The organism is Cryobacterium cheniae (assembly GCF_004403395.1).
GTDB lineage: Bacteria > Actinomycetota > Actinomycetes > Actinomycetales > Microbacteriaceae > Cryobacterium > Cryobacterium cheniae.
This window is the reverse complement of the sequence record NZ_SOGN01000066.1, coordinates 1-13,040: the sequence shown is the minus strand read 5'-3', so window position 1 is coordinate 13,040 and position 13,040 is coordinate 1. Positions and strand designations below refer to the sequence as shown.

Here is a 13,040-nt window from a genome sequence, read left to right as displayed (position 1 = left end):
CGGTCGGCCGCCCGGCGGCGACCCCGGCGGTGCCTGCGACGCCTGCGACGCCGGCGGTTCCGGCGGTCGTGGCGGGTGGCGGGCCCCCGGCGACGCCGCCGTTCACGAGTTCGGGGTCTGGGGCGGCGGCGCTGACCGGGTACCCGCCGACCGGCGCCGCAGTGCGCCGGGCCAGGAAGACCACGAACCAGACGATCCCGATGCTCACCCCGACGCTCCAGCCCACCGCGAGAGTGGTCGCCAGCCAGTCGGGCAGCCCGGCCGCCGGGTTCTGCCACCACAGACTGCGCGTGTAAGAGGCGATGCTGATGGCCACCACCGCGATGATCCCGATCATGGCGGGATCGAAGACGCCGCGAACGGCCTGCTCGGCATGGATGCGACCGGTCGCGTCGGGCAGGAGCGCCCAGCCGACCGCGTACGCGAACAGAACCGGTCCGCCGAGGATGCCCACGACGATCGTCAGGACGCGCACCAGCGTGGGGTTCAGCCCTGCCCGGAGTGCGATCCCGCCACAGACGCCGGCCAGCCAGCGGTCGCTGCCGCGCACGATCCCGGTGGAGCGGATCGCGGCGAAGAAACCGTTGCTCCCGTCGCCGGGGGCGGCAGGCGAGCCGGGACCCGCGGGCGCCGGCCGCGTCGGACTCTCGGGTGTGTCGATCATGCTGCCAGTGTGCTCGCTGTGCCCCCCGCCGACAATGCCGGGTGTCGGCTAGGCGTCCTTGCGGATCCACCGGAAAGTGACCCGACTGAGCACGAGCCCCACCACCAGCCAGAACCCCAGGTTCAGCGCGATCAACGGGAAGTCCCAGGAACCGTTCTGCTCGAGGCTCGCGAAACTGTCGGGGAGGAACACGCCGCGCATGCCCTGCGCCATCCACTTCAGCGGGAACACGCTGGCCGCGTTCTGCATCCAGTCGGGCAGCAGATAGAACTGCAGGTAGACGCCCGAGATGAACTGCAGGATCAGCACGATGGGAATGACCACGGCGGTGGCGCTCCTGCCGGAGCGCGGCAGGGCGGAGAGCGCGATGCCGAGAAAGGCGCTCGTGATGACGCCGAACAGGAACACCCAGGCGAAGGTCAGCCACTTCTCGGGGTCGGTCGGCAGGTCGATGCCGAGCACGACGCCGGCCACCCCGATCAGGAGCGCCGCCTGGAAGATGCCGGTGACCAGCACCTGCCCGATTTTGCCGATGAAGTAGCTCAACGGCGACAGGGGGGTGCCCCCGAGCCGTTTGAGGGTGCCGTCGCCCTTCTCCCCGGCGATGTCGACGGCAAGGTTCTGCACCCCCGAGAGCAGCATGCCCGCGGCGAGCATCCCGGGCAGGTAATAGGCGCCGACGCTGATGCCGCCGGAGCCGTCGGGCGCGGTTCCGATGTTGCCGGAGGAGCCGAACGCGGCGGTGAAAATGGCCAGCATGATGAACGGGAACAGAAAGGTGAAGAACACGCTGTCCGTCGTGCGGAAGTACATCCGGGTCTCGTAGCCGACTCGGGAGATGCCGACCCGCAGTACGGTGAGCATCCCGGTGCTCGGACGCAGGCTCTCGGCCCTCGGCCCGGTGCTCGTCATGGTGCGGGTCTCGGTCCCGGTTCTGCTGTTGCTCATGCGAGCACCTCCGTGTCGTCCGCGAGGACGCCCGCCGCGTCGTTCGGGGCCCGGCTGCCTCGGACCAGGCCGAGGTAGATGTCCTCCAGGCTGGGCCGGATCACCTCGAGGTCGGCCGGCTCGGCACCGGATGCCGCCACGAGCTCGGCCACGAGCCGCGCCGGTTCCGGTGTGCGTTTTTCCCGGAGCTCCCCGGACGGCTCCCGCCAGCGCACGAGCGGCACCCGCGCATCCGCCCCGCCGATCTCGCCTATGGCGCCGATGTCGATCAGGAGCCCGTCATTGATCACGCCGGCTCGGTCGCCGAGCTGGGCGGCCTCGTCGAGGTAGTGGGTGGTGAGCAGGATGGTGGTGCCCTCGGCCTTCAGTCGACGCACGAGGTCCCAGAACTGGTGCCGGGCCTCGGGGTCGAAGCCGGTGGTGGGCTCGTCCAGGAACAGCAGCTCGGGCCGGCCGATGATGCCCAACGCCACGTCGACGCGGCGACGCTGCCCGCCGGAGAGCTTGCTGATGCGGGTCTTCGCCTTCGATTCCAGGCCGACTGCCTCGATCACCTCGGCCACGCGGCGCGGCCGCGGGTAGAGGCCGGCGAAGTGGGTGAGCTGCTCGGTGACGGTGACGTTGCCGCTCTCCCCGGTGGACTGCAGCACGATGCCGAGCCGCGACTTCCAGCCGAGGCCGCCGCGCTGTGGGTCGACCCCCAGTACGCTGACCTCGCCGGAGGTGCGGTCGCGGTAGCCCTCGAGGATCTCGATCGTGGTGCTCTTCCCGGCCCCGTTCGGGCCGAGCAGGGCGAAGGTCTCACCGGCCTCGATATTGAAGCTGATTCCGCGAATCGCTTCGAAGTCTCCGTAGGACTTGTGCAGGTTGCGCACGCGCACGACCGGGGGAGAAAGTTCCATGAGAGAAGGGTCCCATGCCCTGCGCCCCGTAGGAAGCATCGGCGGCGAAACGACAACAGCGAGGGGTGCAGGCGCCCTCGCACCCCTCAAAGCTGTCGTTTCGGAGAGCGGACTTGACCCGTCCAGCCGCGGCGGCGCAGATTGGCGGCTATGCGCCCCACCAGCGCGCGTTCCTGATGCAGATCGTCGGCGTTCACCCGGGTGACGTGGAGGCCCTCCGCCTCGACATCGGCCGTTCGGGTGAGGTCGCGGCGCCATTGGGACAGGTCGGTTCGGTGGTGGTCGCCTTCGTACTCGACGAGTTCGCCGTAGTCCTTGAAGTACAGGTCGGCGCGGGCGATCAAGCGGCCCTGGTTGTCGTGGATGGGGTGGTTGACCAGTGGGCGGGGGAGTCCGTGTGTGACCACGATCACACGCACCTCCGACTCCGGCGAGGACTCGGACCTGTCACTGAGCAGGGGTAACGCCCGGCGAAGCAGCGCGTGACCCCTGCGACCGGCGGTCCGTTCGACGGCCAGGGTGAGCTCCGCCAGGGTGACGAGCGGCATCCGCCAGTGGATCAGGTAGTCACCGGCTGCCACGAGCTGGCGCAGGGTTAGAACCGTCGCCAGGTCGCACCAGGTGCGTGCCGGGCTGGTGACCGGCAGACCGTGCCAGCGCTCCAGATCGGCGGGGTAGAGCCGGAGGGCGTGCCCGACGATTCCGCTGCTGCGCAGGGAACGGTCGGGAGCGGCGACGCCGATGTGCACCTCGACCCGCTCGGACAGGGACAGCGGCAGGGGCATGCCGACGATCAGCGCGGCGGTGTGGTGACTGAAGAAGGCGCCGCGAGGCATCCGTCGCAGGATGGCGTTGCAGCGCTCGAGCGTGGACAAGGTGCCGGATGCGACGACTCGAATACCCCAGAAGGGCCGAGCCAGGTCCGCGGCCCGCATCCGATCCGGCGAGAGCCCGAGGCGCAGGCCGTCGCCCACGCGGAACGGGCCGGCACCGAGTGGAGGAGGGAGAGGCGAGCGACCAGTCACGCCCCGAGGTTGCCTTATCGGCGCGTGCGGCCCCGCAGGTTCTCCACAGCCTCGGCCGAACCGACAAAAATGGGGGGTTAGGAGAGCCCCTGACCCCTCGAAGTTGTCGGTTCACCGGCGCAACGCGCCGGGGCGCGAGGGCGGGCGGCGCTACGCGAACAGGCGCTGGAGGCGCTGCACGCCCTCGAGCAGGGCGTCGTCGCCGAGCGCGTAGGAGAAGCGCAGGTAGCCGCTGGGGCCGAACGCCTCACCGGGTACGACGGCGACTTCGGCCTGGTCCAGGATGAGGTCGGCCAGTTCGAGGGAGGTGGTCGGGGTGACGCCGCCCCAGGTTCGTCCGAGCAGTCCGGTCACGTCGGGGTAGACGTAGAACGCACCCTGCGGCGTCGGCGCGACGACGCCGGGGATCTTGTTCAGCTCGGCGACGATGACCTTGCGGCGGCGGTCGAAGGCGTCCCGCATGGCGGTCGCCGCATCCTGAGGCCCGGTGAGAGCGGCGATCCCGGCGCGCTGGGAGATGTTCGACACGTTCGACGACAGGTGCGACTGCAGGTTGGCGGCGGCCTTCATCGCGTCCTGCGGGCCGACCATCCAGCCGAGGCGCCAGCCGGTCATCGCGTAGGTCTTGGCGACGCCGTTGACCAGCATGGTGCGGTCGGCCAGGGCCGGGACGGCCTCCACGATCGACGTGGCTCGCACGCCGTCGTAGGTGAGGTTCTGGTAGATCTCGTCGCTGATGATCCAGAGGCCGTGTTCCTCGGCCCACTCGCCGATGGCCTTCGTCTGCTCGGGGGAGTAGACGGCTCCGGTGGGGTTGGACGGTGACACGAACAGCAGCACCTTGGTGCGCGGCGTGCGTGCCGCCTCGAGCTGCTCGACGGTGACGAGGTAGTTCTGGTCGCTTCCGGCGAAGACGTCGACCTGCACGCCGCCGGCCAGCCGGATCGACTCCGGGTAGGTGGTCCAGTACGGGGTGGGCACGAGAACCTCGTCGCCCGGGTCGAGCAGCGTGGCGAAGGCCTGGTAGACGGCCTGCTTGCCGCCGTTGGTGACAACCACCTGGCTGGGGGAGACGGCCAGGCCGCTGTCGCGCAGGGTTTTGGCCGCGATGGCCTCGCGCAGGTCGGGCAGCCCGGCCGCCGGGGTGTACCGGTGGTTCTTCGGGTCGCGCACCGCCAGCAGAGCCGCCTCGACGATATGTTCCGGGGTGGGGAAATCAGGCTCGCCCGCCGCGAAACTGATGACCGGCCGGCCGGCGGCCTGCAGGGCCTTGGCCTTGCCGTCCACCTTGAGGGTCGCGGACTCCGCAATGGAACCGATTCGGGTAGAGATGCGCTTCAATTCGTGGGCCACGCTTCGAGCATACGGGCTGCCTCGTCCTGGTGGGGCTGGCTCGGCTTTACAGTGGCCGCCGCGTGACCTAGACTCGTTGAGGTAATTGAATTCTGCCATGCTTTTTTGCGCCCGCTTTTTGGTTCATTTCGGGGACTGAGTGCGACGAGGTAGTCTGAATTCGTTCCATAGGGTGGTGGCTCAATTGGTAGAGCAGCGGTCTCCAAAACCGCAGGTTGCAGGTTCGAGTCCTGTCCGCCCTGCAAGTCGGTGGCATTCCGTCGGCACATGAAAGGTGTAATCAGGTGGCCCGAAAAGTTGTCGACGAACCCAGTGAGGAAATCGTCACGAACGCGAAAATCGCGCGCGAATCCAAGCGCAGCCCTTTCGCTCGGATGTCCCTGTTCATCTCGCAGGTCATGGCGGAACTCCGCAAGGTCGTCACACCCACCCGCAAGGAACTCCTGAGTTACACGGGTGTCGTGCTGGTATTCGTCATCATCATGATGGCCGTCGTTTCCGCGTTCGACTGGGTGTTCGCGCTCGTCGTCACGTACGTGTTCGGAACGCCGGGCGGATAAGGCAGCCGCCGTTGCCGCGGCCGCTCATGCGGTCGTTGCCACGCCAGTGAAAAAGAGTCACTGCAAAATTCATGGCAAACGCTGTTTGGGTCACGGTTTCGTGCCCATGCAAAAGAGAAGGATTGAAATTTAGTGACTGACACGAATCGCGACGACGTCGACTGGGCCACCGCCGCCGAGCAGTCCTCCACCGAGGACGAGGCGCAGGAGGGCAACACCCTTGCCGCCGATGAAGATTCCGTAGAGCCCGCCGAGCAGGTTGCCGTGCACGTGTTCGATCCGAACGTGGGCGTCGAAGACAACCTCGACGCCGCGCTTGACGCGCTGGCCGAGTCCGCTGACCCGGAGGCCGACGCTGTCATCGATGACGCCCTCGACATCGACTCCGCCGACGAGGCGGAGGCCGCCGTCGAAGCGGTCGAAGACGAGGAAGAGGTCGAGGCCGAGGCTGAGCCCGCCGAGGACGCAACCCCCCAGGATCCTTACGAGGAATTCCGCAAGGAACTTCGTTTCCAGCCCGGCAAGTGGTTCGTCATCCACTCCTACGCCGGCTTCGAACGCCGCGTGAAGTCGAACATCGAGAACCGCAAGCAGTCGATGGCCATGGAAGATTTCATCTACCAGGTCGAGGTTCCGATGGAAGACGTCGTCGAGATCAAGAACGGCCAGCGCAAGATGGTCACCCGCGTGCGCATCCCCGGCTACGTGCTGGTTCGCATGGACCTCAACGAAGACAGCTGGTCCGTGGTGCGTCACACGCCCGGCGTCACCGGCTTCGTCGGCAACGCGCACAACCCCACGCCGCTTCGCTTCGAGGAAGCCTTCGGCATGCTGAAGAGCCTCGTCGAGATCCAGGATGTCCCCACCGCCAAGACCGGCGGACACGGCGGGAAGGTTCCGACCCGCGCCCTTCCGGCCGAGATCGACTACGAGATCGGCGAGACGATCACGATCAAGGAAGGTTCGTTCGCGGGCCTGCCCGGATCGATCAGCGAGATCAAGGCGGAGAGCGGCAAGCTCATCGTGCTGGTTTCCCTCTTCGAGCGCGAGACCCCGGTCGAGCTCAGCTTCGACCAGGTCACCAAGCTCTAGGTTCAGCACCCTCCCCACAGTTTCAAGTTCACCGGGGCCCGTCCGGGCCACCGGGAGAGCGGCCCCCGGCTGCTCGTCATTACAAAGTAAGGAAGAACAATGGCACCGAAGAAGAAGGTAACCGGTCTGATCAAGCTTCAGATCAAGGCCGGCGCCGCCAACCCCGCACCGCCCATCGGGCCGGCGCTGGGTCAGCACGGCGTCAACATCATGGAATTCTGCAAGGCGTACAACGCTCAGACGGAATCGCAGCGCGGCAACGTCATCCCGGTGGAAATCACCGTCTACGACGACCGTTCATTCACTTTCATCCTGAAGACCCCGCCGGCGGCGGAGCTCATCAAGAAGGCGGCCGGCGTCGCCAAGGGCAGCGGCACCCCGCACACCGTCAAGGTTGCGAAGCTCACCCAGGCCCAGGTCCGCGAAATCGCCGAGGCCAAGATGGTTGACCTCAACGCCAACGACCTCGACGCAGCGTCGAAGATCATCGCCGGCACGGCCCGCTCCATGGGCATCACGGTCGAGGCTTAACCACCTCCACCAGGCATCCCGCCACCAGCAGTACGTGGAAGAGCCAGCCAGGCTCGCACCACACTCTCAATTTCGTTGTACAGGAGATTCAACATGGCACAGAAGTCAAAGGCCTACCGGGCCGCCGCCGAGAAGATCGACGCCGACAAGTTCTACACCCCGACCGAGGCCGTCACCCTGGCCCGGGAGACCGGTTCCGCGAACTTCAACTCGACCGTCGAGGTTGCCCTCAAGCTCGGCGTCGACCCCCGCAAGGCTGACCAGATGGTTCGCGGTACCGTGATCCTTCCTCACGGCACAGGCCGTACCGCCCGCGTCATCGTCTTCGCAACGGGCCCCGCGGCCGAAGCAGCCATCGCTGCCGGCGCCGACGAGGTCGGTGGCGACGAGCTCATCGAGAAGGTAGCCGCCGGCTACACCTCGTTCGACTCCGCCGTCTCGACCCCGGAGCTCATGGGCAAGGTCGGTCGTCTCGGCAAGGTCCTCGGCCCGCGCGGCCTCATGCCGAACCCGAAGACCGGAACCGTGACGCCTGACGTCGCGCGCGCCGTGTCCGACATCAAGGGTGGAAAGATCGCGTTCCGCGTCGACAAGCACGCCAACGTGCAGTTCGTCGTCGGCAAGGTGTCCTTCTCCGCCGAGCAGCTGAACGAGAACATCAGTGCCGCTCTCGAGGAGATCGTGCGCCTCAAGCCCAGCTCGTCCAAGGGCCGCTACATCATGAAGGGCGCCGTTTCGACCACGTTCGGCCCCGGCATCCCGCTCGATGTGAACAGCATCTAGTCAGTTTCACCGCAGCCCGGCTGCACCCGGAAGGGCCCGTCTCACGACGGGCCCTTCCGGCGTTAACGGATGCTCACTCGCTGGCAGCTGTCGGGCGGGCGTTCTTCCGCTCCGCGTTCTGCGGGTGCGCACGGAGCATTTCCGCGACCGCGATCGCGTCGCCCTCCGGCTGGTGCGACGCGGTGTGTGGTTTCGCGATGAACAGGTAGAGGAGTCCGCTGCCCATCACCACGCCCAGACCGATCAGCACGATCCAGTCGTCGAGGAACACGCCGGTCGTTCCGGGACGCGCCAGCAGGATGATGGCGAAGATCCCATAGGCCAGGGCGAGGATGTTCACGACGTATCCCAGTGGACCCAGATTGAACGGCCCGGCCGGCCGCCAGCCCTTGACCCGCTGGCGGAGCGCGGCGAGCACCACCGCCTGGAACGCGACATAGATGCCGAGTACGGCGAACGCCGTGATCTGGGTCAGAATCGTGCTGCCACCCACATAGATCAGGACGCAGAGCAGCAGCGGAATCGTGGACGCGAGGATCAGGGCGTTGACCGGAACGGCCGTGCGCGGGGACACCCGGCCCAACCAGGTCTTGCCGGGGATCATCCCGTCCCGGGCGAACGCGAAGATCAGCCGGCTCGCCGCGGCCTGCAGGCTGAGCACACAGGACAGGAACGCCGTGATCGCCACCACCAGGAAGAGGTTGGCTCCGACCGGGCCGAGAGTGGCGTTGAGGATCGCGGGGATCGGGTCCGCGTCCGTGCCATCGACCACGGCCTGCAGGTCCGGTGCGGCCAGGACGTACCCGCCGAACGAGAACAGGGCGGAGACCCCGCCGACCAGGATGGTCAGGGTCATGGCCCGGGGGATGCCTCGGGCCGGGTCGGGCACCTCCTCGGCCACGTCGCCGCAGGCCTCGAAGCCGTAGAACAGGAACAGGCCGGCCAGGGCGGCTCCGAGGAATGCGGCGGTGTAACTGCCGTCACCTTCGACGCCCATAGTGTCGAAGAAGACGCTGAACTCCTGCTGGCGCTGGAAGATAAGCAGGTAGAGGCCGAGGCCGATCACGCCGATCAGTTCTGCGGCGAGGCCGATCCGGGCCACGCGGGCCAGCATTTTCGTGCCGGAGAAGTTGAACGCGAAGGCCACCACCAGAAAGAGCGCCGAGAGTCCGAGCGTGACCTCTTTGGTGACGGGAGCGTTGATCAGGCTGGCCAGGAATCCGCTGCCGAATTCCGCGACAGCGGTGATCGTGACGAGCATCGCCCAGACGTAGACCCACGCGGCCATCCAGGCGTAGCGCTTGCCCCAGAGACGTCGTGTCCACGGGTAGATGCCGCCCGCGATCGGGTACTGGGACACAACCTCGCCGAAGACCAGCGCCACGAGCAGCTGCCCCAAACCCACGATCACCAACCAGAAGATCGAGGGTGGTCCACCCGTGCTCAGGGCGAGGGCGAACAGCGAGTACACGCCGACCAGCGGCGAGAGGTAGGTGAATCCAAGGGCGAAATTGGCCCAGAGCGACATCGAACGGTGGAAGGTGTCCTCGTAGCCGAGGGCGCTGAGATGCTCGGCGTCGCCGAGCCCCTTCCGCTGGGGTGAAGCGTTCGTAGACATTGGGACCTTTCCGATCGAGCCGGCGAGCGAGGATGTGCTCAACATAGTGCTGCCCACGGGCAAAGGCGCGGAACCGGGCTTGCCGATGTGGCTCAAAACGGGCTCGGTGCAGGTGTGATTCTTGCGGACACCACAGAGCACCCCCGTCTAGGATCAGCTTCAAGCGTCGCCGACAACTCGCAGGAGACGGCTCGCTCGTGTTCCGCCGACCCCGAAGGATTCTCATGCCCGCTGCAGCCCGCCCACGCCCCCTGGTGGCCGCCCCGATCGTCGACGCCGTTTTCGACCTCGATGACCTGCTGGAGCCGGAGGAGATCATCTGGTCGCGCGCGGCGCGCGCGTTCGCGACCAACCGCATCCTGCCGACCATCGAGGACGACTTCGAGGAAAAGCGTTTCCGGGCCGAGCTCATCCCCGAACTCGGGGCGGCCGGGTTCCTCGGCATGCATCTCACCGGCTACGGCTGCGCCGGCGCCGGTGCGGTGAGCTACGGGCTGGTCTGCCTCGAACTGGAGGCGGCGGACAGCGGCTGGCGCACCTTCGTCTCGGTGCAGGGGTCGTTGGCGATGTCAGCCATCCACCAGTACGGCAGTGAGGAGCAGAAACAGCGCTGGCTGCCGGGCATGGCGGCCGGCGCCCTGGTGGGCTGTTTCGCGCTGACCGAACCGGCCGGCGGCAGCGACCCGGCCGCGATGACGACCACCGCCACCCAGGATGCCGACGGTTGGGTGATCGAGGGTGCCAAGCGTTGGATCGGGTTGGCCAGCATCGCCGACGTCGCGATCGTCTGGGCGCAAACGGATGCCGGGGTGCGAGGCTTCCTGGTGCCCACCGACACCACCGGTTTCACGGCCACGCCCATCGACGGCAAGCTCTCGATGCGCGCGTCGATCCAGTGTGACGTGCGTCTCGATGCCGTGCGGGTGCCATCCGAGGCGATCCTGCCCGGCGCCGCGGGGCTGTCCGGGCCGTTCGGCTGCCTCAATGAGGCGCGCTTCGGCATCGTCTGGGGTGCCATGGGGGCGGCCCGCAGCTGCCTCGACGCCGCGATCCTGCGCGCGAAGACGCGCGAGGTGTTCGGGAAGCCGATCGGAGCCACCCAGCTGATCCAGGCCAAACTCGCCGACATGCTGGTCGAATACGAGAAGGGGGTGCTCCTGGCGCTGCACCTCGGCCGGCTCAAAGAGCGCGGAATGCTCACCCCGGCCCAGATCAGTGTCGGCAAGCTCAACAGTGTGCGCGAGGCGATCCAGATCGCCCGGGAGGCCCGCGTCATTCTCGGCGGCGACGGCATCACCAGCGAATTCCCGGTGATGCGGCACCTGGCGAACCTGGAATCGGTGCGCACCTACGAGGGCACCGACGAAATCCACCAGCTCGTGCTCGGGCGGGCCCTGACCGAGCTGAACGCGTTCTCCTGAGGCCACGATGTGACATAGTGACAGGCAGTCGATAGGCCTGCCCGGCCCATCGTCGGGGGAGGGGAACAATGGCGGTGACGGGTGGTCAGACCGTGTTCGCGAACCTGCGTGCGCGCATCCTCTCGGGAGAGTTGCCCGCCAGAGCCACTCTGCGGGAAACAGCGCTGGCCCAGGAACTCGGCGTCAGCCGTACCCCGGTGCGCGAGGCTCTGCGCCGGCTCGATGAGGCCGGCCTGGTGGAGTTCGTGCCGAACCGGGGTGCCACGGTCGTGGAATGGACGCCCGAGCAGATCCGCGAGACGTATTTTGTTCGCGCCGCCCTGGAGAGCAGGGCGGCGGGGCTCGCTGCCGACCGGATCGAACCTGCCGACCTCGATCGGCTGGCCATCCTGATTGAAGCCATGGAGGAGTTCGTGTGCAGGGTGGACGCCGAGGGCATCGACCGGCTGGGCGTGCTCAACGCCGAGTTCCACCGCGTTATCGTGGCCGCGTCGGGCGTCACCCAGCTGATGGTCCTGGCCGCGTCCGTCGGCCGGGCTCCGCTGATGGCCGCGCACTTCCGCCGGGACGGCGTCTCCTTCCGTGCGGGCAGCAACCACCAGCACCGGGACATCCTCACGGCGTTGCGGTCGGGAGACGTCCTCTGGGCCGAGGTGGCCATGCGCTCGCACATTCTCGCCGCGCGCAACGCCGTGGCCGCGGATCAGCCAGCGGATCAGCCAGCGGATCAGTCTACGGAACCCGCGACGGCCTAGCCGGAACCGGTCAGTTTCGGCCGGTGCGCGCGGCCTCGAGCAGGCTGCGGGTGCGCGGATGCTGCGGGGTGGAGACGATCTCGGCCGCCGACCCCTGCTCGACGACCCGTCCGGCGTCCACGACCGCCACCCGGTCGCAGGTGGCTGCCACGATGCCGAGGTCGCCGGAGACCACGATGATCGACAGCCCGAACTCCCGGCGGAAACCGCGGCAGAGCTCCAAGAGGTCGGTCGGGCCGGCCGCGTCGAGGGCGTGCGCAAGCGCGTTCTCGGCGAGGATCAGGAGGTCCGGCTGGAAGGAGACGCCGACCGCGACGCTCACCCGGACCAGCGCGGCCTCGTCGAGCTGGCTCCACAACAGCAGCGACGTTGCGAGGGGATCGGGCAGCCCGACCTGCTCGAGCAGTTCCAGCGCCCGCCGCGCGGCATCCGTTCGGGACAGGCCTCGCTGCCGGCGGAGGGTGCGGGTCAGCTGGCGACCGATGGTGCGGCCCGGGGACAGACCCGTCGGAAGTCCCGGGGAGATAAGGACGATCTTCGACTCGCGGATGCGTTTGAGGGCTCGCGGCGAGGCCCCCACGACCTCCTGCCCGTCAATCAGAATGGAGCCGGCCGCGATCACCGCCGGTGCGGGCAACCGGCCCGCGATGGCCAGTGCGATCTCGCGGGTCCCGGAACCCGCGACACCGACCAGGGCGATGACCTCGCCCCGCGCGACCGAGAGGGAGATGCCTGTGGCCAGCACCGGGGCATCCGTGCGGGTGCTCCCGGCAATCTGCAGACCGCGCACGTCGACCAGGGCCGTGGCGCGGAATCGATCGGAGGGGACGGGCTCATCGTCGGCCGACGCCGACGGGGCGACGGAATGGGCGCAGACCCCGGCGGGCCGCCAGGCGGGGAGGGATGCCTTCACAACTTCCCCTTCCGCTCGAACACTGCCAGTGAAACTCACTGTATGCAATGCGGCACGCCAGACGTCGATTTCATCGCACTTCAACCCTGAATTGGGGGCAACTTTGCATACAACCTCACCGACTTCGCGGCAAGACCGCCGCGGCGCACCCTGTGGAAGCGGGCGCACGTTCTAGCGTGCGCCCGATTCCACGACCTGAGCCGCGGCGGGCCTTCGGCCGACGGGGCGTTCACCGACCGTTTGGAGTCGCCCATGGGCATCGAAGATGACGCTGTCGAGGTCCGTGCCCGGGGCCGGCGCACCCTCGCCTCCCTGCACGCGTTGATCGACACCGCGCGCGCGCTCGCCGAGGAGAAGCCCGAGCTGGCCCCGCTGGTCGACGCCGTGCAGCGGCTGCCGGACCCGCCGGCTGCCGGACCCGCCGGCCGCCTCCGTCTAGGCGCGGCAGCCGCGCCGGCACGCCGAGCCCGCCGAG

General features: G+C 67.9%; 13 protein-coding genes, 1 tRNA gene and 1 pseudogene. 8 read left to right on the top strand and 7 right to left on the bottom strand.

Annotation, left to right across the window (positions count from 1 at the left end):
* From E3T23_RS14330 to E3T23_RS14310, 5 genes are all read right to left on the bottom strand, one after another.
* Positions 1-664 (bottom strand): PspC domain-containing protein (locus E3T23_RS14330; protein ID WP_134371218.1); only part of this gene is annotated, 664 nt, incomplete at its 3' end.
* A 48-nt stretch (positions 665-712) separates the two neighbouring features.
* Positions 713-1,576 carry an ABC transporter permease gene (locus E3T23_RS14325; protein ID WP_134371219.1) on the bottom strand — a complete coding sequence of 288 codons (864 nt, stop codon included), beginning with the start codon at positions 1,574-1,576 and terminating at the stop codon, positions 713-715.
* A gap of 32 nt (positions 1,577-1,608) precedes the next feature.
* Positions 1,609-2,514 carry an ABC transporter ATP-binding protein gene (locus tag E3T23_RS14320; protein ID WP_134371217.1) on the bottom strand — a complete coding sequence of 302 codons (906 nt, stop codon included), beginning with the start codon at positions 2,512-2,514 and terminating at the stop codon, positions 1,609-1,611.
* Positions 2,515-2,600: 86 nt separating this feature from the next.
* Positions 2,601-3,539 carry a hypothetical protein gene (locus E3T23_RS14315; protein WP_134371216.1) on the bottom strand — a complete coding sequence of 313 codons (939 nt, stop codon included), beginning with the start codon at positions 3,537-3,539 and terminating at the stop codon, positions 2,601-2,603.
* A 150-nt stretch (positions 3,540-3,689) separates the two neighbouring features.
* Positions 3,690-4,892 carry a pyridoxal phosphate-dependent aminotransferase gene (locus E3T23_RS14310; protein ID WP_241977982.1) on the bottom strand — a complete coding sequence of 401 codons (1,203 nt, stop codon included), beginning with the start codon at positions 4,890-4,892 and terminating at the stop codon, positions 3,690-3,692.
* A 169-nt stretch (positions 4,893-5,061) separates the two neighbouring features.
* Between E3T23_RS14310 and E3T23_RS14305 the strand changes: the two genes are divergently transcribed.
* From E3T23_RS14305 to rplA, 5 genes are all read left to right on the top strand, one after another.
* Positions 5,062-5,134, top strand: a tRNA-Trp gene (locus tag E3T23_RS14305).
* A 42-nt stretch (positions 5,135-5,176) separates the two neighbouring features.
* Positions 5,177-5,452 carry a preprotein translocase subunit SecE gene (secE, locus tag E3T23_RS14300; protein ID WP_134371214.1) on the top strand — a complete coding sequence of 92 codons (276 nt, stop codon included), beginning with the start codon at positions 5,177-5,179 and terminating at the stop codon, positions 5,450-5,452.
* 132 nt (positions 5,453-5,584) lie between these two features.
* Positions 5,585-6,544 (top strand): transcription termination/antitermination protein NusG, encoded by a 960-nt coding sequence (nusG, locus tag E3T23_RS14295; protein ID WP_134371213.1) that lies wholly within the window; start codon positions 5,585-5,587, stop codon positions 6,542-6,544.
* Positions 6,545-6,643: 99 nt separating this feature from the next.
* On the top strand, positions 6,644-7,075 hold the full coding sequence (rplK, locus tag E3T23_RS14290; RefSeq protein WP_104100758.1) for a 50S ribosomal protein L11: 432 nt from the start codon (positions 6,644-6,646) through the stop codon (positions 7,073-7,075).
* Between the two features lie 93 nt (positions 7,076-7,168).
* The gene (rplA, locus tag E3T23_RS14285; protein ID WP_134371212.1) at positions 7,169-7,858 is read left to right on the top strand and encodes a 50S ribosomal protein L1; all 690 of its coding nucleotides are present in this window, start codon (positions 7,169-7,171) and stop codon (positions 7,856-7,858) included.
* Between the two features lie 73 nt (positions 7,859-7,931).
* On the opposite strand, the gene E3T23_RS14280 is transcribed toward rplA, so the two are convergent.
* Positions 7,932-9,476 carry an APC family permease gene (locus E3T23_RS14280; protein ID WP_134371211.1) on the bottom strand — a complete coding sequence of 515 codons (1,545 nt, stop codon included), beginning with the start codon at positions 9,474-9,476 and terminating at the stop codon, positions 7,932-7,934.
* Positions 9,477-9,700: 224 nt separating this feature from the next.
* On the opposite strand from E3T23_RS14280, the gene E3T23_RS14275 reads away from it, so the two are divergent.
* The gene (locus tag E3T23_RS14275; protein WP_134371210.1) at positions 9,701-10,897 is read left to right on the top strand and encodes an acyl-CoA dehydrogenase family protein; all 1,197 of its coding nucleotides are present in this window, start codon (positions 9,701-9,703) and stop codon (positions 10,895-10,897) included.
* A gap of 68 nt (positions 10,898-10,965) precedes the next feature.
* Positions 10,966-11,652, top strand: coding sequence for a GntR family transcriptional regulator (locus E3T23_RS14270; protein WP_134371209.1), 687 nt, complete (start codon positions 10,966-10,968; stop codon positions 11,650-11,652).
* A gap of 10 nt (positions 11,653-11,662) precedes the next feature.
* On the opposite strand, the gene E3T23_RS14265 is transcribed toward E3T23_RS14270, so the two are convergent.
* On the bottom strand, positions 11,663-12,565 hold the full coding sequence (locus E3T23_RS14265; RefSeq protein WP_166806310.1) for an ATP-binding cassette domain-containing protein: 903 nt from the start codon (positions 12,563-12,565) through the stop codon (positions 11,663-11,665).
* 252 nt (positions 12,566-12,817) lie between these two features.
* Between E3T23_RS14265 and E3T23_RS15740 the strand changes: the two are divergent.
* Positions 12,818-13,040, top strand: a pseudogene (locus E3T23_RS15740) (hypothetical protein); the annotation flags it as partial.